We start from the raw sequence: 19,374 nt of genomic DNA on the forward strand, positions 1-19,374 counted from the left end.
ATGGCCGATATCGTTTTCCATAATGTGACAAAACGCTACGGCAACACGCTCGCCGTCGACGACGCCTCGTTCACTGTCAACGACAATGAGTTCTTCTGCTTCTTCGGGCCGCCGCTGTCGGGCAAGTCGACGATACTGCGTCTGGTGCTCGGGCTGGAAACCCCGGACGCGGGCGAGATCCTGATCGGCGGAAAGCCGGTCAACACGGTGTCGCCGGCCGAGCGCAACGTCGCCATGGTGTTCCAGAATTTGGCGCTGTTTCCGCATATGAGCGCGCGCGCCAACATCCGCTTTCCGCTGGTCGAACGCCGGGTCGCCGAAGCCGAGATCGAAAAGCGCGTCGCCGACGTCGCGGCCAAGCTGCATATCGGCCATATCCTGCACAAGCCGCCGGCACAGCTTTCAGGCGGCGAGCGGCAGCGCGTGGCGATCGCCCGTGCGCTGGTGCGCGACCCGGCCGCCTATCTGATGGACGACCCGATTTCGGCGCTCGACGCCCGGCTGCGCGAGGAAACGCGGGTCGAGCTGAAGCGCATCCAGCGCGAGCTCGGCAAGACGCTGATCTATGTCACGCACGACCAGGAAGAAGCGATGTCGGTCGCCGACCGAATGGCCATTCTGGAGAACGGCAAGATCAGGCAGATCGGCGCGCCGGCCGAGATCTATGACCGGCCAGCCAGCACCTATGTGGCGCGGCTGCTCGGGTCGCCGATGATGAACATATTGAAGTCGGTGCACGGCGCCGAAGGCGTGGAGGCGGCGGAAGGCACGATCCGCATCGCGGATACCGGCGCCCCGGCCGATGCCGTGGAAATTGGACTCAGGCCGGAAGACATCAAGGTCAAGGCCTGGTCGGAGGGGGGCGCGGGCCGCCCGGCGCGAGTGTTCGAGGTCGAGCCGCTCGGCGGCTACACCGTTGTGACGCTCGCCGCCGGGCAGGCGCGTCTGCGGGCGCTGTTGCGCGGCCAGCCAGACATCAGGCCGGACGCGATGGTGGCGATATCCTGCGAGCCCGGCAGGGTGCATTATTTCGGACAGAGCGGGGGAGCGCTGGCAAGATGACGGCGGCGGCAAGGAACGAGCTTCGGGAGGAACATATGGCAAGCCAAGAAATGGCGGGCAACGGCTTCGAGCCGGACGTCGAAGTCCGTACCAGGGAATACAGGATCGGCTGCGTCGGCGCCGGCATGATCATGGCCGAATGTCACCTTGCCGCCTACAAGGAAGCCGGTTTCCCCGTGGTGGCGATTGCCTCGCGGACCAAGGCCAGCGCCGAGAAGGTCGCCAAACGCTGGGATATCCCAACCGTCCATGACACGCCGGAACAGCTCATCGAGGACAAGAACGTCGAGATCATCGACCTTGCCTTTCCGCCCGACCAGCAGCCGGCGCTGATCCGCCATGCTCTGAAGCAGGCACATATCAAGGCGATCCTGGCGCAGAAGCCATTGGCGCTGTCCCTTGAAGAGGCCGTCAAACTTCGCGACGAGGCGGCCAAGGCAGGCAAGATCCTCTCGGTCAACCAGAACATGCGTTACGACCAGTCGATGCGCGTCTTGAAGCAGGTCATCGATAGCGGCGCGCTCGGCGACATCGTTTTCGCCCAGATCGACATGCATGCGATCCCGCACTGGCAGAGCTTCCTCGAGGACTATGACCGGCTGACGCTCGCCAATATGAGCGTCCATCATCTCGACGTACTGCGCTTCCTGTTCGGCGATCCCCTGGAGATCACCACCCTGACCCGCAGGGACCCGCGCACCCGCTTCGACCATTCGGACGGCATCACCGTGTCGACGATCAAGTTCCCGTCCGGCGTGCTCGCCGTATCGCTGGAGGATGTCTGGTCCGGGCCGCGCCAGGAGGGCTACAAGGACGACCAGCACATCAATTGGCGCGTCGACGGCACCAAGGGCGTCGCCAAGGGTACCATCGGCTGGCCGACTGGCGCTGCCTCGACGCTGACCTACGCCTCGACCGAGACCACCGGTGGTGAATGGGTGACACCCAGCTGGGACACGATGTGGTTCCCGCATGCCTTCATCGGCGTCATGGAGCAGCTCCAGCACGCGGTCAAGACGGGCGAGCCGCCGGCGCTGTCGGTCGCCGACAACGTCAAGACTATGGCGCTGGTCGAAGCCGGCTATCGTTCGATCGACAAGGGCCGGACAGTCAAACTTTCCGAAATATCAACTGACTGAATTACTTACAGGGAGGACTTCACACCATGATGCAGGCAGGTATTTTCACGGGTTATTTCCCGTATAGCCTCAAGGAAACCGCGCAGAAGATCCGTGCGCTCGATTTCAACACCGTGCAGCTCGACCTGCATTTCAAGGACATAGATCTGTCGGCCGGGCAGATCACCAGGGACAAGGCCAAGACCGTCCGCGATACGTTTCGCGATCACAATCTGCCGATCTGCTGCGTATCGGGCTACACCAACATCATCCATCCGGATATGGGCGAGCGCGAGAGGCGCGTCGGCTATTTGAAGGAGATCATCCGCAACGCACGCCATTTCGGCACCCCTTACGTGATCTCGGAAACCGGTACCTACAACACCGAGTCCGACTGGGTGCATCACCCGAAGAACAAGACCGAGGAAGGTTTTGAGGAATGCCGCAAGGTCATCGCCGACCTTGCCCAGACCGCCTATGACCACGGCGCGGTCTTCCTGCTCGAAACCTATGTCAACAATGTCGTCGGCTCGGTCGAAGAGACGGTGAGGATGTTCGCGCAGGTCGACCACCCAGGCCTCGGCCTGCTGATGGACCCGACCAACTATTTCGAAACGCACAACATCGACAGGATGGACCAGATCCTGAACCAGGTGTTCGACACATTGGCCGACAAGATCAAGATTGCCCACGCCAAGGACGTCAAGCGTTCCGGCGGCGACAAGTCGGAAAAACACGCAGACATCGGCGACGAGGACGCGCTGGAGAGCCACACCTTCCGCGGCGTCGGCGAGATCGAGCTGCCGGCCCCCGGCCTCGGTTCGCTGAATTACGACCTCTATCTCAAGCGGCTGGCCGAAAAGCATCCAAACATCCCGGTCATCATCGAGCATCTTTCGGAAGACGACGTGCCCCGTGCCAAGAAATTCCTCGACGGAAAATTCCGCGCCAACGGACTGTGATGGCGCGGTTCGGCTACGAAACAAGGGAGGAAGAGAAATGTTGAAATTCGCGTTGAAAATCGCTGCCGCGGCGACGGTTCTCGCCGGTGTGGCGCTGGGTACACCGGCGCTGGCGCAGGACGCCCAGAAGACGTTCTACCTGCTGTCGCATGGCGGCCCGTCGGATGCCTTCTGGATCGACTGGAATGCCGGCGCGACCAAGGCCTGCGACCAGCTCAAGGTGACCTGCAAGATCTCGTTCAGCGGCGGCGACATGGCGGCGCAGAAGGAGGCCTTCAACTCGGCCCTTGCCGCCAAACCGGACGGCATCGCCACCACCTCGGCGCAGCCCGGCCTGTGGACCGAGGAGGTCAAGGCAGCCAAGGCGGCCGGCATCCCGATCGTGTTCTTCAATACCGACGATCCGGCAACCGGCCGGCAGGCCTATGTCGGCGCCGACCTTAAGGAAGCCGGTGTCATCTGGGCGAAATATCTGGTCGACCACAAGATGGTGAAGCAGGGCGACAAAGTGTTCCTGCCGGTCGAAGTGCCGGGCGCCAGCTACCAGCAGCTCGAGACCGAAGGCATCGCCAGCGTCTTCGATCCGCTCGGCATCAAATATGATGTGGTCGATTGCGGCACCGATCCGGCCGGCATCATCGCCAAGATGACCGACTACATGGTCGCCAACAACCCGCCGGCGATCATCGCGCTCGGCGATTCCGTCGCGGCCAGCGTCAAGCGGGTGTTCGACGGCGCCGGCGTGCCGGCCGGCAAGATTCCGGTCGTCGGCTGGGGCAATTCGAAGGAAACCGCCGAGTCAGTGAAGTCTGGGTTCATCAACGCGGCTGCCTGGCAGTTCCCGTCAGCGCAGGGCTTCATGCCGGTGGCGCTGCTCGGGTTGGCCGCCGCGGGCGAACCGATCGGCTACGACATTCACACGTTCAGCCTCTACGACGCCTCGAGCGTCGAACCGATCCTGAAACTCTACAACAAATGATTGAAACTGACGCTCGCCGCGCAGGCGGCGAGCGTCACCCTGGCGTATGGTTCGAACTGTCATGACAATTGCCGCAGAAGAGGAAATGCCGCGTGCCAAACGCAGGTCGAGCCTGATGCGCTCGCCGCAGTTCTCTTCGCTCGTCATCCTGATTGTCCTGCTGGCGGTGTTCGCGATCGCCGACGCGAATTTCCTGTCGCCGCTCAACATCTCCAACATGATGGCGTTCCTGCCCGAGCTCGGCATCATCGCACTCGGCATGACGCTGCTTCTGACGGCGGGCGAGTTCGACCTTTCGGTCGGTGCCGTGTTCGGGCTGGCGCCGGTCGTCGTCATGCTGCTGGTGCAGAACGGCGGGTTTGATATTGGCGTCGCGCTGTTGGCCGGCCTGCTGCTCTGCATAGCGATCGGTGCGATCAACGGCCTGATCGTCACCAAGATCGGGATCTCGTCCTTCCTGGTGACACTGTCGATGCTGCTCGTCGTGCGTGGGGCAGCGCTTTACATCACCCAAGGCTTTCCGCTGAAATCCTGGAACCAGCCAGGCTTCTTCGTGACGCTGCTGGCCGGCAGCTTCAATATCGGAACGTTCCGTTTCTATACCTCGCTGTGGTGGTTCATCGGCCTGTCGCTATTGGCGATCTATGTGCTGCACTACGCCAAGCTCGGCAACTGGATCAGCGCTATCGGCTCGAACCGTAACGCCGCCGTAGCGCGCGGTGTGCCGGCCGATGCGGTCAAGATCTGGCTGTTCATCCTGACCTCGGTGCTGGCCGGTCTCGCCGGCATGATCAGCGCCTTCCGCATCTCTGCCGCCTCGCCGGTGGCAGGCACCGGGTACGAGCTCGAAGTGATCGCCATGGTGGTGGTTGGCGGCACCGCGCTGACCGGTGGACGCGGCACCATTTTAGGCACCATCGTCGGCGCGCTGATGCTGCGCAGCATCCGCAACGGCATCGTGCTGATCGGCGTGCCCGGGCTCGCCTACAACATCTTCGTCGGCGTCATCATCCTTGCCATGCTCATCCTGCACGCTTTGCTGCAGAAGAACGCCGCCAGGAGCTGACCATGGAAGTGCTTCGGCTGCAGAATTTGCAAAAATCCTTCGGCAGCGTCCGCGCCCTGAAGAACGCGTCCTTCGCGCTCAACGAGGGCGAAGTGGTGGCCTTGCTCGGTGACAACGGCGCCGGCAAATCGACGCTGATCAAGGCGATCTCGGGCGTGTTTCCGGTCGATCGCGGCGAGATCTATGTGCGCGGCCAGAAGGTCTCCATCCGCTCGACGCGCGATGCGATGGATCTCGGCATCGAGACCATCCACCAGGACACCTCGCTGGCTCCCGATCTCAGCATTGCGCGCAATCTTTTCCTCGGCCGCGAGCCGGTCAATCTCAAATGGCTTGGCGTGTTCGCGCCGCTCGATCTCGCTCGATTGCGCGATGCTGCGTCGGCTCTATTGAAGCGCGTCGGCATCTCGAAGAAACTCGACGCCGATGCGCTGGTCAGCACGCTGTCAGGCGGCGAGCGTCAGTCGATCGCCATCTCGCGCGCCATGCAGTTCGCCGCCAAGGTCATCATCCTCGACGAGCCGACCAACAATCTCGGCGTCGAGGAAACGCACGGCGTGCTGCGCTTCGTCAAGGAAGTGCGCGACGCCGGTCACTCGGTGCTTTTGATCACCCACAACATCCATCACGTCTTCCAGGTCGCCGATCGCATCATCGTCATGCGCCGCGGCGAGATCGTCGCCGAGCAGACGGTCGCCGATACCGATCTGCTGACCGTGGAAAGCATCATCACCGGTGCCGACATATCGGCCCTGCTCAAGGAGACGAGAGCGAAGTGAAGGACCGGAGCAAAGTGAAAGAACTGGCCGTCACATGGTAGAGCTTTACGGCAAGACGCTGTCGCGCCGGCAGGTCTCGGAACGCTCGGGCATGCTGTCGCAGTTCGCCGGCGTGCGGCTGATGACGCTTGGCGACGGCGTCGAGCGCGGCATCCGCATGCTCGAATTCCGCACCGGCTCCGGCCTGCGCTTCACCGCGCTGGTCGACCGGGCGCTCGATATCGCCGATTGCGACTTCAGGGGCCAGGCGATCGGCTGGCACTCGCCGAGCGGTTTTCGCCATCCCGGCCTGCACGAATATGAAGGCGAGGAGGGATTGGCGTGGGCGCGGTCGTTTTCCGGCCTTCTGCTGACCTGCGGCCTCGACCATATATTGTTCATGAACGAGGTACCCGCCGACACCTACAACTACCCGCCGAAGAAGACGGTACGCCATTCGCTGCACGGCCGTGTCAGCACCATTCCAGCGCGGCTGACCGGCTATGGCGAGACCTGGGACGGCGACCGCTGCGTGTTGTGGGCCGAAGGCATCGTCCAGCAATCGACTGTATTCGGCGAGGATCTGCACCTGCTGCGGCGGATCGAGGCCGATGTCGGCGGCAACGAGATCCGGCTTTCGGACCGTGTCGTCAATCACGGTTTCAACCGTACGCCGCATATGTATTTCTACCACATCAATGTCAGTCATCCGGTGCTCGACGAGGGATCGCGCTACCTGGCGCCGATCCGCGACGTCGTCTGGGCCGGGCATGCCGGCGAGCGCTATGAAGCGCAGAAGGTCGGCTACCGCACGGTGCCGGCGCCGCAACCGGGATTCAAGGAACAGGTCTGGCAGCATGAACTCGGCGCCGACAGCACCGGCGAAGTCCCGGTGGCGGTGGTCAACGACAGGCTCGGCCTTGGCTTCGAGGTGGTCACGCGCAAGGACCAGTTGCCTTGCGCCTATGAATGGCAGAATTTCCAGGCCGGGCAGTACGCGCTGGGCATCGAGCCGTCGACGCATCATGTGCTGGGCAATCTGGCGGCGCGCGAACGCGGCGAGATGATCTGGCTGGAGCATGGCGAGAGCCGCTCCTACGATGCGGCGTTCCGGGTCCTCGACGGCGCCGGCGAGATCGCCGCCGCCGAAAGCCGGATCGCTGCAATCGCCAGGCAGCCGCAGCAGGATTATCCGCAGCCGTCGGGCCGTTTTCCTGTTCTTGGAGGCAGGTCGTGATAATGGCGAAGACGATACGGGACACCAGTTGGGAGGCTGGTTCCGGCCGGAGCGGGGAGGGTTGGCGGCCGATCGGGAATTGGAGGTCACAATGGCTGGCACGGTAAAGCGCGATTACAGCCTGGTCGGCGAAAGCACGCGCAGGGCGATCGAGACGGGACTGGCCTCGGCGGAGTGGTACCACACGGATGTCCCCCGCAAGGCGATCAAGGAGTTGATGCAGCGCTCGGACGGCCCGGCGATCCGCGACACGATCATCTGGATCGTCGCCATCCTCGGCTCCGCAGCTGGCGCCATCTTTTTCTGGGGTACCTGGTGGTGCGTGCCGTTCTTCTTCGTCTACGGCGTGCTCTACGGCTCGTCCAGCGACTCGCGCTGGCACGAATGCGGCCATGGCACTGCCTTCCGCACGCGCTGGATGAACGATGTCGTCTACCAGATCGCCAGCTTCATGCTGATGCGCAACCCGGTGACCTGGCGCTGGAGCCATGCCCGCCACCACACCGACACCATCATCGTCGGGCGCGACGCCGAGATCGCCGTGATGCGCCCGCCGGACCTTTTGCGTGCGGCGCTGGCTTTCACCGGCATCCTCGATTTTCGCTATTCGCTTCCGGCACTGGTACGCCAGGCGTTCGGCAAGCTGACGCCCGACGAGAAAAGCTACGTTCCCGAGATGGAACAGCACAAGGCCGTCATCGCGGCGCGCTGGCATATTGCCATCTACATCGCCACGATAGCACTCGCCCTTTTCATGCGGTCGTGGATACCGGTGGTGCTCATCGGCGTGCCGCGCCTCTACGGCACCTGGCACATGGTGATGACCGGCCTGCTGCAGCATATCGGTCTGGCCGACAACGTCGTCGATCACCGGCTCAACACCAGGACCGTATACATGAACCCGATCAGCCGGTTTATCTACTGGAACATGAATTATCACGTCGAGCATCACATGTTTCCGATGGTGCCTTACCACGCGCTGCCCAGGCTGCACGAACTGATCAAGCACGATCTGCCGGAGCCGAACCCGTCGATATGGCATGCCTATCGCGAGGTCTGGCCTGTCCTGCTCAGGCAGCTCAAGTACGAGGATTATTTCCTCAAGCGCGAACTGCCGCCAACGGCCAGGCCCTATCGTGGCGAGTTCCACGAAGTGAACATGTCGGCGGCGGCTGAATAGGCACCGCAGCAGCGCAACGCAGAAATTTCGGGAGAAGCAGAGATGGCCGATTGGGTCGAAGCGTGCGCCGTGGACGATGTCGACGAGGAAGACGTCATCCGCTTCGACCATGGCGGCCGCACCTTCGCGATCTACCGTTCGCCGGACGATCAATTCTTCGCCACCGACGGGTTTTGTACGCATGAGAAGGCGCATCTGGCCGACGGGCTTGTGATGGACGACATCATCGAATGCCCAAAGCACAATGGCCGCTTCAATTACAAAACCGGCCAGGCCAAAGGGGCTCCCGTCTGTGTCAATCTGCAGACCTATCCCGTCAAGGTGGAAGCTGGCAAGGTGATGATCCAGATCGCCTGACCGGCCTTCTGTCACGTAGCAAAGGGGACCAGAATCCATGAGCCGGAAAAGACCGACCGTCGCAGACCTGCGTGCCATGAAGGGCAAGCGGCAGCTGACGATGCTGCGCGTGCTGACGATGGACGAGGCCGAGGCCGCCGAACGCGCCGGCGTCGATATCGTCTCGGTGCCGCCGGAGCTCGTGCTCAATCCGCAATACCGCGATGCGGCACCCAGCCTGTTCACCATGCCGGGCGAGAATTTCTTCGAGATCGGCACAGCAGATGATTTCGTCCGCTGGGCGTTTCGGCTCTACAAGGCCAGCGCCGATGCGGTCTATTGCAGCGCCGGCTACGCCACCATCAAGCGGATGGCCGACGATGCCATTCCGGTAATCGGCCATGTCGGTCTCATCCCGTCACGCGCCACCTGGACTGGCGGCTTCAAGGCCGTCGGCAAGACCGCCGATACCGCCATGCAGGTGTTCGACGCGGTGAAGCAACTGGAGGCCGCCGGCGCGATCGGCGCCGAGATCGAGGTGGTGCCGGTCGAGGTGGCCAAGGCGATTTCGGAGCGGACGTCGCTGATCATGCTGTCGATGGGGGCGGGCACCGGCTGCGATGCGCAATACCTGTTCGCCGACGACATCCTCGGCCAGAACCGTGGCCACATGCCGCGCCATTCCAAGGTCTATCGCAATTTCGCCGCCGAATACGATCGCCTGCAGGCCGAACGCGTCGCTGCCTTCTCCGAATATGTCGCCGATGTGAACAGCCTGGCCTATCCCGAAGACAGGCACGTCGTGCACATGGACCCGGACCAGCTCAGCCTGTTTATGGAGAAGATCGAAGCCGCATGAGACACGCCGCCTGCGGCGCGAAGCGCCATCGCGGATCGTAAAAAGCCGGTTCGGCGCCAGGGCCAGGTCATCGCTTGGCCGGCTGCGATGCCACACGAAAGTTTGTTGGACCAGGTCTGGACGGCACCGGCCAGATGCTGTTGAAACCGGTGCGTCATCGGTTTGCCGGACAATTGCGCGGTTGCTGATGGAGCGGGTGAAAATTCCCCTTCGGACAGTTCTGCGCATGACCGCCATTCCCGAAAACAAAGCCTTGCCGGAAACCGCGACGGCGCGGCAAGCCCGGCGGGTGGCGCTGATCGTCGCCGTCGCCTTTTTCATGCAGCTTCTGGATTCGACCATCATCTCGACCTCGCTGCCGCAGATGGGAGAATCCTTCGGCGTGGCGGCGGTGGCGATGAGCATCGGCATCACCGTCTATATGCTGACCATGGCGGTGTTCGTGCCGCTGTCCGGCTGGCTCGCCGACCGTTTTGGCGCGCGCAACATCTTCCTCGTTGCGATCGCCCTGTTTACATTGGCCTCGCTCGTTTGCGGCATCTCGCAGAACCTGGCCGAGTTCGTTGCCGCCCGCGCGGTGCAGGGCCTGGGCAGCGCGCTGATGACGCCGGTCGGCCGCATCCTGGTGCTGCGCAATGCGCCGAAATCCGAGCTTCTCAACGCCACGGCGCTGATCACCTGGCCGGCGCTGTTTGCGCCGGTGGTCGGGCCGGTGCTTGGCGGCTTCATCACCACTTATTTCTCCTGGCACTGGAATTTCTTCATCAACATCCCGCTTGGGGTTGCCGGTTTGGCGCTGGTCGCCCGCTTTATTCCCGGCGACCGCGAAGCCGGAGCCAAGCCGCTCGACTGGCCGGGCTTCCTGCTGACCTCGGTGGGGCTCGCCTCGATGCTCTACGGCCTCGAGCGCATCGCGCATCCGCAAGACGGTGCCTTGCCAACCGTGGCACTGCTCGGCACGGGCATTTTGGTCGGCTGGCTGGCTGTGCGGCATCTGCGACGCGCCAACCATCCGCTGCTCGATCTCACAGCTTTCAAGGTGCAGACCTTCGCCATCTCGACGCTGTCGGCCGGCACGATTTTCCGGATCGCCATCAACGCCACGCCGTTCCTGCTGCCGCTTTTGTTCCAGGTCGGCTTCGGACTGAGCCCAATCGATGCGGGCGTGATGATCCTGGCCTATTTCTTCGGCAATCTCGGCATGAAAGCGGTGACGACGCCGACGCTGAGGCGCTTCGGCTTCCGTTCGGTGCTGATCGTCAACGGGGTGATCGCCTCCTTGTCGATCATGGCCTGCGCGGCGCTTTCGCCGCAGACGCCGCAAGCGTTGGTGGTGGTCCTGATGCTGATCGCCGGACTGTCGCGTTCGATGCAGTTTACCGCGCTCAACACACTGGCCTTCGCCGATGTGGCCTCACCGCAGCGCAGCTCGGCGGCGACATTGTCCAGCATGCTGCAACAGGTGGCGATGCTGTTCGGCGTGGCGGTGGCGGCGGCACTGCTCAACCTGTCGCAGATCGCCAGGGGCGCTGCGGCGCTCGATCTGATCGACTTCCGACTTGCCTTCCTGGCGATCGGCGCAATCGGGCTCGTCGCCTCGTGTCGCTTCCTGGCGTTGCCGAACGCTGCCGGCGCCGAGGTCTCGGGCCATGTTTTGCGGAGCTGAAATCGGCCGCAGTTGTCCGTCCTGTGTCGGCGGAGGCGGGGAGCTTTTCCTTCTCCCACAACAAGGGGAGAAGAAAAGGGCGGCGCTACACCGGCCGATATATCTTCTCCGCCGTGTTCCAAAAGACATCCGCCTCGGCGGTCGCGCCGTGTTTTGCCACGGCCTGCCGGTGCGCCCTGATCAGCTCGGCGTGGCTGGTCCACAGTTTCTCGATCGGGAAGTTCGAGCCGAACGTCAGATGATCGCTGCCGAGGATGTCGATGGCATTGTCGACGATATAGCCGATGAGCGCCGGATCGTTACGGTGGACGAAGGTGCCGAGGCCGGACAGCTTTGCATAGAGGTTGGGCGCCGCTGACAGCGTGCGCAGCCCTGCCTTCCAGGCCTCGGTGGTTTCGGGCTCCATGCCGGTCAGCATGCCGGCGTGGGTGAGAATGAAATTGGTCTCGGGGTTCTCGCCGACGAGCGTCAGCCCATCCTTCATCTGGGCGGGGAAAAGCTGCAGGTCGAAGGACAGGCCGTAATCCTTGAGCCGCGCGACATTAGCCCGCACCTTCGGGTCGATGACCTGATCGGCCGAGGCGGCGAAGCGGAAGGCCGGCGTTTCGTGCCAGTGCAGCTGCATGCGCACGCCGCGCAGCAGCGGGTATTTGATCAGCCGGTCGATCTGGGAACGCACGTCGTCCACGGTCATGTCGGCATAGCCGACGATGGCGTGCGGCCAGCCGGTTTCTTCCGCGGTCTTCTGCAGGAAGGCGACCTCGTTCTCGAAATCCTCCTTGGCCCAGTTGGTCTGGACATAGACCGCCTTCTCGACGCCCGAGCCTTTCTGGTCGGCAAGGAATTCCTCGATCGGATAGTCGCGGCGGATCGGCTCGTAGGGGCCAAAGATGCGCGGGACCATCGGCCCGACCAGCCACGGCTGGTCCTTTTGGCGCCAGATGTGGAAATGCGCGTCGATCGCCTTCTGCATCACGAAACCCTCTTCCAGATTGCCGCGGCCACGGGGGCGGGGCGGGCGAGCGACAGGATGAAATCGGTGAGGCCCGCGATGGACGAGCCGTCGACCAGGTCGTCGAGCATCGGCAGGATGGCGCGAAGTGCTGCCGTTGCCGGCTGGAAACGCGGATCGCCGGCCAACGGCGTCGCCAGGGAGAGTCGGAAGGCGCGGGCAAGCAGCCGGCGCATCGCCATTTCCAGCTCGGCATGATCGCCGCGCTCGAGCGCATCCGACAGGATGACGATTGCCGCTCCGCGTGCAAAGGCGGAGAAGCGCGGCACCGAGAGGAAGGCTAGCAGCGTTGGACCCATGCGGGTGCCGCCGTCCCAGTCGTCGACCTGGGCAGCGGCGCGGGCCAGCGCCTGGTCGCGGTCGCGAATACGCAGCGCCGAGGTGATGCGGGTCAGCCGTGTGCCGAAAGTGAAGACCTCCGCCCGGTCGGCGCCTTGCACCGCCGCGTGTGCCAGCTTGAGATAGTCCGATGTGTAGTGCTTCATCGAGCCCGACACGTCGATCAGGATGAGAAGCTTGCGCGGCACTGTCTGCCGCCGGCGCAGCAGCGGCGAGGGGATATCGCCGTCGGCACTGACGATTTCGCGCAGCGAGCGGCGCAGGTCGAGCTTGCCGCGCGCATGCGTGCGCACGGTGCGGAAGGACCGGCGGGCGGGCAAAGCGGTGGCGAGCTTGCGGCGGAAGGCGGCAAGCCCGTCGCGATCGCGCTGGAACTCGCGGACGCTCAACTGTTCGCTGGCCGAAGACAGTTCGCCGCCTTCCTCCTGGCGGACCACTTCGATTTCTTGTTTGCTGGTTTTGCCGTCGTCCTTGATGCGGGCTTCCTCGTCGGCGTCGCCTTCGACCAGCGCCGCGGCATCCCCGTAGAAATGGCTCCGGAAATGCGCCTCGAATTCGTCGCGGCGGTCGGGCGGCGGCGCCAGCGTGGCGAGGGCCGCTTCGCGGACGTCGGCCATCGAGCGTGGGCCGAGCAGCGTAACCGCCTGCATGAAACCGGAGACCTGCTCGGGCGCCACCGGGAAGCCGTAGCGGCGCAGCAGCCGGCCGAAGCCGAGGAAGGGTGCTGCCCCTTGAGGCAGGCCCGCCGCGCTCACGCTAGCGCCTCCTCGACAATCTTGCCGAGCTCGGGCGCGATGCAGGAAAGGTCCTCCTCATCCTTGATCAGCACGCCGATGGCGCGGCGGAAGGCTTCCGGCCAGGGGCTGCCGCCCTTTTCGAGGATGGTGGCGGCATTGGCCCATTCGACCGCCTCGGCGATGCCTGGCGGCTTGGCCAGCGGACGCGCGCGGATGTCGCGCACGGCGGAAGCCACGGCGCGCGCCGTGGCCTCGGCGACGTCGCCGGCGCGCAGCATGATGATCTCGGCCTCGCGAATGGCGTCGGGATAGGTGATCCAGTGATAGACACAGCGCCGCCGCAGCGCTTCGGCAAGCTCACGGGTGCGGTTCGAGGTCAGGATGACGATCGGCTGCGCCGTCGTGCGAATGGTGCCGCGCTCGGGAATGCTGATCTGGAAATCGGACAGGAACTCCAGCAGCAGCGCTTCGAATTCATGGTCGGAACGGTCGATTTCGTCGACCAGCAGCACGCGCTTTTCCGGCGCCTTCAGCACCTGCAGCAGCGGCCGCGCGATCAGGAAACGGTCGTCGTAGATGTCGACCTCGTGCTCGCCGGCATGGCGGATGGCGAGCAGCTGGCGCTGGTAGTTCCACTCGTATAGCGCATGTGCGGCGTCGATGCCTTCATAGCATTGCAGCCGCACCAGATCGCGCCCGAGCAGTTCGGCTATCGCCTTCGCCGCTTCGGTCTTGCCGACGCCGGGCGCGCCTTCGAGCAGCAGCGGCTTACCCAGCCTGATCGCCAGGAAGATTGCGGTGGCCAGGCTTTCATCGGCGAGATAGCGCGAGGCGGCGAGGCGGGACGCCATCGCCTCCGGCGAGGTCGCGACTGTCTCTGCGCTTGAAGTCCGGGCGCTTCTCTTGGGCATTTCCAGCACTCAGTTTGATGCTTGCGCCTTCAGCGCCCGCAGGATGCGCTCCGGCGTGATCGGCAGCGTGTCGATGCGCACACCGACGGCGGCGAAGACGGCGTTGGCCACCGCCGGGATTTGCGGGTTGGCGCACATTTCGCCCGGCCCCTTGGCGCCGTACGGCCCGTCGGCCGAGGGCCTCTCCAGCACGATGATCTCGGTTTGCGCGAGATCGCCAGGACCCGGCATCAGATATTGGTTGAAGTCGGTGCCGCCATGGTCGCGGTTGGGATAATAGGGCTCGGTCGTTTCGTAGAGAGCATGGCTGATGCCCATCCACGAACCGCCGACGAGCTGCTGCTCGACCATTTTCGGGTTCAGCGCGCGGCCGATCTCAAAGACGTTCTTCACCGTCAGCACGGTGACTTCGCCGGTCTCGTCATCGACCTCGACCTCGGCAACCGTGCAGGCGTGGGCGTAGCAGGTCGACGGCTTCATCGCGCCGGTTTCCTTTTCGGGATAGGAGCGGGGGATCAAAAACATGCCGCGGCCGGAAATCGAGCGTCCGCGCTTGAAATGCGCCGACAGCGCGACATCGAAGATCGAGATCGATTTTTGTGGCGCGCCCTTGACCAGGATGTTGCCCTGGCCATCAGTCTCGAGGTCCGACGCATTCACCTCCAGCTCCTCGGCCGCTACTTCCAACATCACCTGGCGGGCTTCCCTGGCCGCCTGGATAACCGCATTGCCGGCGCGGTGCGTGCCACGCGAGGCGAAGGTGCCCATGCAGTGCGGACCGGTGTCGGTGTCGGCGGTGTCTACGACGACACGGTCGGTCGGCACGCCGATCGTCTCGGCGCAGATCTGCGCCATGATCTGCTTCATGCCCTGGCCAAGGTCGACACTCGACAGCGTCACCATGAAATTGCCGGTCGGCGTCGAATGCACCAGCGCCTGGGTCGGGTCGCCGCCGAGATTCATGCCGGTCGGATAGTTGATCGCGGCAACGCCGCGTCCGCGCCTGATCGCCATCTCAAGCTCCCTTCGCGTAAGACGACATCGCCATGAACTTCTCCGCCACCGGCCAGTTGGCGGCGCGTGAGGCTTCCTGCATGCATTCGATCAGCGCCGCTCCCTCGGTCGGCTGGCGATGCGCCTTCATGTCGCCGTCGCGGTAGGCGTTGATGAAGCGGAATTCGAGCGGGTCCATGCCGATCAGCCGTGCGAGCTTGTCCATCTGCACCTCCAGCGCAAAATCGCCGATGGTGACGCCGAAACCGCGCATCGCCGAGGACGGGGTGCGGTTGGTGTAGACGCAATAAGTGTCGATCCAGACGTTCGGGATCGTATACGGGCCGGGATAATGCCCGGCGCCCTTCTGCGCGCCGTAGGGCGAATGGCGCGAATAGGCGCCGGCGTCGGTGTAGCCGGTCACTTTGCGCGCGACGATGCGGCCGTCGTTCATGACGCCGTCCTTGATGACGACTTTCTCGGCGGCGCGCGGCGAGGAAATCTGCATCTCTTCCTCGCGGCTGTAGATAAAACAGACCGGTCGTCCTGTTATTTTGGCGCCAAGGATGGCGATCGGCTCGACGATGACGTCGACCTTGCCGCCAAAGCCGCCGCCGACAGTGCCGCCGACGAAATGCAGCTTGTTGCCGGGCATCTGCAGGATGATCGAGGCGTTATCGAGGGTGAAGAACATCGCCTGCGTGTTGGTGTAGCAGGTGAAGCGGTCGTTACCCTCGGGTGCGACGATGCAGCCAGTCGTCTCGGTCGGCGCATGCTCGATCGGTGAAGACTGGTAGGTCTGTTCGAGCACGTGGTCGGCTCCGGCAAAGCCTGCCTCGACATCGCCGAAGCGCACCTTGCGGCATTCGCCGCTGTCGTAGAGGTAATAATTGCGGCCGTGATATTCGTTGACGATCGGCGCGCCGGGCTTCAGCGCTTCGTCCATGTCGAAGACGGCCGGCAGCACCTCGTAATCAACCTTGACCTTGGCGGCGGCTTCCTGGGCGGCACGCTCGGTATCGGCCAGCACCGCCACCACCGCCTCGCCCTTCCAGCGCACCTTGCCGTCGGCCAGCACCGTCTCGTCCTCCGGCCCGATCTGGATCAGGATCAGGATGGTGTAGACATTGTGTGGCACATCCTTGGCGGTCAGCACCTTGACGACGCCTGGGTGCTTTTCCGCTTCGGATATGTCGATGCTGCGGATGCGGGCGTGGTGGTGCGGGCTGCGCACCATCTTCAAATGCAGCATGCCGGGAAAATTGCGGTCGGCGAAATAGGTGGTCTTGCCGGTGACATGGCCGGGTGAATCCGAACGCGGCCGCGGCTGGCCGATCTCGTGCAGATCGTCCTTGCGCTGCTCGGCGAAATAGCTCTTGCGGAGTTCCATTTTCTTAACCCCCTCAAGCCGCGTTCTGCGAATTGGACCGCGCGGCGGTCAGCACCGCCTGGATGATCGGCTCGTAGCCGGTACAGCGGCAGATATTGCCCGACAGCGCCTCGACCACGTCCTCGCGGCTGGGGTTCGGTATGTGATCGAGCAGCACCTTGGCTGCCATGATCATGCCCGGTGTGCAGAAACCGCATTGCGTGGCGAAAGCGTCGAGGAAAGCGCGTTGCAGCGGATGCAGCACGCCGCCTTCCGAAAGCCCTGATGTTGTGGTGATAGTCGCACCATTGCAGGCCTCTGCCAGCGTCAGGCAGGAGAGCCGGAGTTCGCCATCAATGATGACCGAGCACGCACCGCAGGTGCCCTGATGGCAGCCGCCCTTCGGCGAGGTGTCACCGATCTTGTCGCGCAGCGCATGAAGCAGCGTCGTGCCGCTGTCGATGAATTCGGCCTTTTCGGCACCATTGAGCGTGAACTGAACCGGGACCTTTGCCATCTTTTTTACTCCTTGCGCCGCAGCCAGGCGGACATACGCGCCACGGCCTCTCAGGCGAGCAGCAGCCGGGCGAGATGGACCGGCAGGACTTCGTTGCGATACCAGGCACTGGCGATTGGATCGGTTGGGGGCGAAGTGCCGTCGCGGGCGACAGCCAGCGCCGGCGCGATGCCTTCGGCGGTAAGATTCCGGCCAATCAGGGCTTTCTCCGCCGCCCTGGCACGGATCGGCCGATCGGCCATGCAGCCGAACGCGATCCGCGCTGACGACACGGTTCCGTCCGGCGCCTGTTCCAGCACGGTGGCGATGCTCAGCACCGAGACGCCCTTTGGCTTGACCCTCGACACTTTCAGGAAGCGAAAGCCGCCTTCCTTCGGAAGCTTGAAGCCGACCGCGGTGACGATGGCGTCATTGCTCTCGCGCCTTGCGAGGAATGTCTCAATCGGCAGCTCGCTGTCACCGGTGCTGACGGTTGCGTCCAGAGCCAGCAGCGCAACGGTGAAATCACCGTAAGGTGTCGGCGCGAAGAGATTGCCGCCGACGCTCGCCATGTTGCGGATCGCCGGTCCGCCGACACCGCGCGCGGCGTGGGCCAGGGGGGCGAGATCCGGATGGCGGGCGATCGCCGCCATGGTCACCGAAGCGCCAATGCGGACCTCGTTGTCGGAAACGGCGACGGCCGACAGCACCGGCTCGATCGACTTGACGAAACCGGAGATCGACACATCGCCTTCATTGGCGGCGCGAACGACCAGCGTGCCGCCGCCGAGATAGCGGGCGCCGGCGGCTTTCAGCGCCGCGCCGGCGTCCTTCACCGTCGGGAAAGTCTGCAGTGCAAGCGTCATGGAACGCTCCTGTTTGTCAGCTCAGTGCAGTTCAACCTTGGCCGGCAAAATGGGCCTTCAGAGCGTTGAAGCCGCCCTGGAAGACGTTTGCGCCCATGCCTTCGGCCAGCTTGTCGGCTTCTGCCGGGGGCGCGTCGAAGCTGGCGGTCCATTCGGCGTAGGTGCGGTCGCCGTCGGTCACCCGTCGCAACTGCAGCGTCGCCTTGTGGTTGGTGAGCGGCTGCGGCGTCTCGAGGATGGAGTAGCTGATGAGGAAATTCTCGTCGGAGAAATCGAGCAGCTTTTCGCGGAGGCGGGCGCCGCTGGCGAGCTGGAAATTGCGTATGCAGCCGATCGTGCCGGCATCCTTGCCGTCCTCGATATGACTTTCGACCATGCGCGGGTGCCAGGTCGGCAGGCCGTTGAAGTCGCGTATGCGCGCCCAGACCTTTTCGACCGGCGCGTCGATGACGCTGGAGATAGTGACTTTCGCCATTTGATCGTTCCCTCGCAAATCAGCTGCCTGGGAGGGTAGGGCGGCGGACTTGGCGGCGCTTATCAATGCGTCTTGAACGCCTATCAAATAGTCTGAAAAACGGGCGCTCAGCTGATCGCCCGTGCCGCCTCGCGGTAAAGCGTCGGCGGGACGCCGACATGGTCGCGGAAGAAGCGCGAGAAATTGCCTTGGGTAGTGAAGCCGAGATTGCAGGCGACCGAGATCAGCGGCTCCTGCGACCATTGCAATTGCCGCACCGCTTCCTCCATGCGCAGCGTATTCCAATAGACGTTGGGCGTCAGATTGGTCTGTTCCTTGAACAGCGCGAAGAAATGCGGCCGCGACAGGCCGACGCTGCGCGCCACGTCGTCGAAGCAGATGCGCTCGCAGACATTGGCTTTCATCAGCTGGATCGCCTTGCGGACGCGGAAGTCCTGCATGGTGTTGACGCGGGCACGCACGGTCTGCGGTGCGGACGCGTCGGCGGCATCGAGCACGCTGTCGATGAAGCGCTCGATCTCGTAACTGGCGATGTCGTCGATGCTCTCATTGTCGCTGAGATGGTCGAGGAGGTTAGCCGCTGCCTTGTGCAGCCAAGGCTCGAGCGTGATTGCCGGGGCGGAGAACAGCGGCGCGGCGGAAGGCAGCTCGCGGCGTTTCCGTGCCCAGTCCGGATCGATGTAAAAGGCGAGGAACAGGCCGGGCGTGCCGTCGCGGGACAGAGCGTGGCTGTGCGGCTGGAAGGAATTGATGCCGGCGGCGGTGCCCGGTCCAAGCCGCACCGTCTCGCGGCCGATGGTCATCTCGCCGGCGGTGCCTTCCAGCCAGATGATGATATGCGCCTCGACATGGGCATGGGTGACGAAGTCGCTGGCGACGTTCAGGACAGAAACATGTCCGAACCGGCCCCAGTAGAGCCTGATCGCTTCCGTCATGGGTATATCCTCCCGCAG

At 63.7% G+C, this 19,374-nt stretch carries 20 protein-coding genes; 11 read left to right on the forward strand and 9 right to left on the reverse strand.

Annotated elements, in window-relative coordinates:
• From NKJ17_RS05830 to NKJ17_RS05880, 11 genes are all read left to right on the forward strand, one after another.
• A complete protein-coding gene (locus NKJ17_RS05830) occupies nt 1–1,062 on the forward strand; it encodes an ABC transporter ATP-binding protein (protein ID WP_352505507.1) in 1,062 nt (353 codons plus the stop codon).
• A gap of 50 nt (nt 1,063–1,112) precedes the next feature.
• Nucleotides 1,113–2,201 carry a Gfo/Idh/MocA family protein gene (locus tag NKJ17_RS05835; RefSeq protein ID WP_352687650.1) on the forward strand — a complete coding sequence of 363 codons (1,089 nt, stop codon included), beginning with the start codon at nt 1,113–1,115 and terminating at the stop codon, nt 2,199–2,201.
• Between the two features lie 26 nt (nt 2,202–2,227).
• Nucleotides 2,228–3,142, forward strand: coding sequence for a sugar phosphate isomerase/epimerase family protein (locus tag NKJ17_RS05840; RefSeq protein ID WP_352505508.1), 915 nt, complete (start codon nt 2,228–2,230; stop codon nt 3,140–3,142).
• A gap of 37 nt (nt 3,143–3,179) precedes the next feature.
• Nucleotides 3,180–4,121, forward strand: a complete 942-nt coding sequence (locus tag NKJ17_RS05845; RefSeq protein WP_023675781.1) for a sugar ABC transporter substrate-binding protein — start codon at nt 3,180–3,182, stop codon at nt 4,119–4,121.
• A gap of 61 nt (nt 4,122–4,182) precedes the next feature.
• Nucleotides 4,183–5,187, forward strand: a complete 1,005-nt coding sequence (locus NKJ17_RS05850; RefSeq protein WP_245274659.1) for an ABC transporter permease — start codon at nt 4,183–4,185, stop codon at nt 5,185–5,187.
• A complete protein-coding gene (locus NKJ17_RS05855) occupies nt 5,184–5,966 on the forward strand; it encodes an ATP-binding cassette domain-containing protein (protein WP_352505663.1) in 783 nt (260 codons plus the stop codon). Before NKJ17_RS05850 ends, NKJ17_RS05855 begins: the two co-directional genes overlap by 4 nt.
• 34 nt (nt 5,967–6,000) lie before the next feature.
• Nucleotides 6,001–7,182 (forward strand): aldose 1-epimerase family protein, encoded by a 1,182-nt coding sequence (locus tag NKJ17_RS05860; RefSeq protein WP_352686245.1) that lies wholly within the window; start codon nt 6,001–6,003, stop codon nt 7,180–7,182.
• Between the two features lie 91 nt (nt 7,183–7,273).
• The gene (locus tag NKJ17_RS05865; RefSeq protein ID WP_352505511.1) at nt 7,274–8,362 is read left to right on the forward strand and encodes a fatty acid desaturase family protein; all 1,089 of its coding nucleotides are present in this window, start codon (nt 7,274–7,276) and stop codon (nt 8,360–8,362) included.
• Between the two features lie 42 nt (nt 8,363–8,404).
• Nucleotides 8,405–8,719 (forward strand): MocE family 2Fe-2S type ferredoxin, encoded by a 315-nt coding sequence (locus NKJ17_RS05870; protein WP_352505512.1) that lies wholly within the window; start codon nt 8,405–8,407, stop codon nt 8,717–8,719.
• A 37-nt stretch (nt 8,720–8,756) separates the two neighbouring features.
• Nucleotides 8,757–9,557 (forward strand): 3-methyl-2-oxobutanoate hydroxymethyltransferase, encoded by an 801-nt coding sequence (locus NKJ17_RS05875; protein ID WP_352687462.1) that lies wholly within the window; start codon nt 8,757–8,759, stop codon nt 9,555–9,557.
• 226 nt (nt 9,558–9,783) lie between these two features.
• The gene (locus NKJ17_RS05880) at nt 9,784–11,223 is read left to right on the forward strand and encodes a DHA2 family efflux MFS transporter permease subunit (protein WP_352505664.1); all 1,440 of its coding nucleotides are present in this window, start codon (nt 9,784–9,786) and stop codon (nt 11,221–11,223) included.
• A gap of 85 nt (nt 11,224–11,308) precedes the next feature.
• On the opposite strand, the gene NKJ17_RS05885 is transcribed toward NKJ17_RS05880, so the two are convergent.
• The 9 genes from NKJ17_RS05885 to NKJ17_RS05925 all read right to left on the reverse strand — a co-directional run bounded on the left by NKJ17_RS05885 (nt 11,309) and on the right by NKJ17_RS05925 (nt 19,356).
• Complete coding sequence (locus tag NKJ17_RS05885) at nt 11,309–12,196, reverse strand: amidohydrolase family protein (protein ID WP_352505513.1); 888 nt, start codon at nt 12,194–12,196, stop codon at nt 11,309–11,311.
• On the reverse strand, nt 12,196–13,329 hold the full coding sequence (locus tag NKJ17_RS05890; RefSeq protein ID WP_352505514.1) for a vWA domain-containing protein: 1,134 nt from the start codon (nt 13,327–13,329) through the stop codon (nt 12,196–12,198). Before NKJ17_RS05890 ends, NKJ17_RS05885 begins: the two co-directional genes overlap by 1 nt.
• Nucleotides 13,326–14,162 carry an AAA family ATPase gene (locus tag NKJ17_RS05895; protein WP_352505515.1) on the reverse strand — a complete coding sequence of 279 codons (837 nt, stop codon included), beginning with the start codon at nt 14,160–14,162 and terminating at the stop codon, nt 13,326–13,328. The genes NKJ17_RS05890 and NKJ17_RS05895 overlap by 4 nt, the downstream gene beginning before the upstream one ends.
• Before the next feature lie 69 nt (nt 14,163–14,231).
• A complete protein-coding gene (locus NKJ17_RS05900; RefSeq protein WP_352687465.1) occupies nt 14,232–15,236 on the reverse strand; it encodes a xanthine dehydrogenase family protein molybdopterin-binding subunit in 1,005 nt (334 codons plus the stop codon).
• A gap of 1 nt (nt 15,237) precedes the next feature.
• Entirely contained in the window at nt 15,238–16,605 is a 1,368-nt protein-coding gene (locus tag NKJ17_RS05905; protein WP_352687467.1) for a xanthine dehydrogenase family protein molybdopterin-binding subunit, read from the reverse strand.
• Nucleotides 16,606–16,618: 13 nt separating this feature from the next.
• Entirely contained in the window at nt 16,619–17,101 is a 483-nt protein-coding gene (locus tag NKJ17_RS05910) for a (2Fe-2S)-binding protein (RefSeq protein WP_352687469.1), read from the reverse strand.
• A gap of 50 nt (nt 17,102–17,151) precedes the next feature.
• Complete coding sequence (locus NKJ17_RS05915) at nt 17,152–17,946, reverse strand: FAD binding domain-containing protein (protein ID WP_352687471.1); 795 nt, start codon at nt 17,944–17,946, stop codon at nt 17,152–17,154.
• A gap of 31 nt (nt 17,947–17,977) precedes the next feature.
• A complete protein-coding gene (locus tag NKJ17_RS05920; protein WP_352687472.1) occupies nt 17,978–18,421 on the reverse strand; it encodes an SRPBCC family protein in 444 nt (147 codons plus the stop codon).
• A 107-nt stretch (nt 18,422–18,528) separates the two neighbouring features.
• Nucleotides 18,529–19,356 carry an AraC family transcriptional regulator gene (locus NKJ17_RS05925; RefSeq protein ID WP_352475460.1) on the reverse strand — a complete coding sequence of 276 codons (828 nt, stop codon included), beginning with the start codon at nt 19,354–19,356 and terminating at the stop codon, nt 18,529–18,531.
• Nucleotides 19,357–19,374: the final 18 nt, after the last annotated feature.

Origin of the sequence: Mesorhizobium sp. M0208 (assembly GCF_040322015.1) — a bacterium.
In the GTDB taxonomy this organism is placed as follows: domain Bacteria; phylum Pseudomonadota; class Alphaproteobacteria; order Rhizobiales; family Rhizobiaceae; genus Mesorhizobium.

Coding starts and splice junctions, on each gene's coding strand:
- NKJ17_RS05830 (WP_352505507.1), top strand. CDS start 1: ATGGCCGATATCGTTTTCCATAATGTGACAAAACGCTACGGCAACACG.
- NKJ17_RS05835 (WP_352687650.1), top strand. CDS start 1,113: ATGGCGGGCAACGGCTTCGAGCCGGACGTCGAAGTCCGTACCAGGGAA.
- NKJ17_RS05840 (WP_352505508.1), top strand. CDS start 2,228: ATGATGCAGGCAGGTATTTTCACGGGTTATTTCCCGTATAGCCTCAAG.
- NKJ17_RS05845 (WP_023675781.1), top strand. CDS start 3,180: ATGTTGAAATTCGCGTTGAAAATCGCTGCCGCGGCGACGGTTCTCGCC.
- NKJ17_RS05850 (WP_245274659.1), top strand. CDS start 4,183: ATGACAATTGCCGCAGAAGAGGAAATGCCGCGTGCCAAACGCAGGTCG.
- NKJ17_RS05860 (WP_352686245.1), top strand. CDS start 6,001: ATGGTAGAGCTTTACGGCAAGACGCTGTCGCGCCGGCAGGTCTCGGAA.
- NKJ17_RS05865 (WP_352505511.1), top strand. CDS start 7,274: ATGGCTGGCACGGTAAAGCGCGATTACAGCCTGGTCGGCGAAAGCACG.
- NKJ17_RS05870 (WP_352505512.1), top strand. CDS start 8,405: ATGGCCGATTGGGTCGAAGCGTGCGCCGTGGACGATGTCGACGAGGAA.
- NKJ17_RS05875 (WP_352687462.1), top strand. CDS start 8,757: ATGAGCCGGAAAAGACCGACCGTCGCAGACCTGCGTGCCATGAAGGGC.
- NKJ17_RS05880 (WP_352505664.1), top strand. CDS start 9,784: ATGACCGCCATTCCCGAAAACAAAGCCTTGCCGGAAACCGCGACGGCG.
- NKJ17_RS05885 (WP_352505513.1), bottom strand. CDS start 12,196: ATGCAGAAGGCGATCGACGCGCATTTCCACATCTGGCGCCAAAAGGAC.
- NKJ17_RS05895 (WP_352505515.1), bottom strand. CDS start 14,162: ATGGCGTCCCGCCTCGCCGCCTCGCGCTATCTCGCCGATGAAAGCCTG.
- NKJ17_RS05900 (WP_352687465.1), bottom strand. CDS start 15,236: ATGGCGATCAGGCGCGGACGCGGCGTTGCCGCGATCAACTATCCGACC.
- NKJ17_RS05905 (WP_352687467.1), bottom strand. CDS start 16,605: ATGGAACTCCGCAAGAGCTATTTCGCCGAGCAGCGCAAGGACGATCTG.
- NKJ17_RS05910 (WP_352687469.1), bottom strand. CDS start 17,101: ATGGCAAAGGTCCCGGTTCAGTTCACGCTCAATGGTGCCGAAAAGGCC.
- NKJ17_RS05915 (WP_352687471.1), bottom strand. CDS start 17,946: ATGACGCTTGCACTGCAGACTTTCCCGACGGTGAAGGACGCCGGCGCG.
- NKJ17_RS05920 (WP_352687472.1), bottom strand. CDS start 18,421: ATGGCGAAAGTCACTATCTCCAGCGTCATCGACGCGCCGGTCGAAAAG.
- NKJ17_RS05925 (WP_352475460.1), bottom strand. CDS start 19,356: ATGACGGAAGCGATCAGGCTCTACTGGGGCCGGTTCGGACATGTTTCT.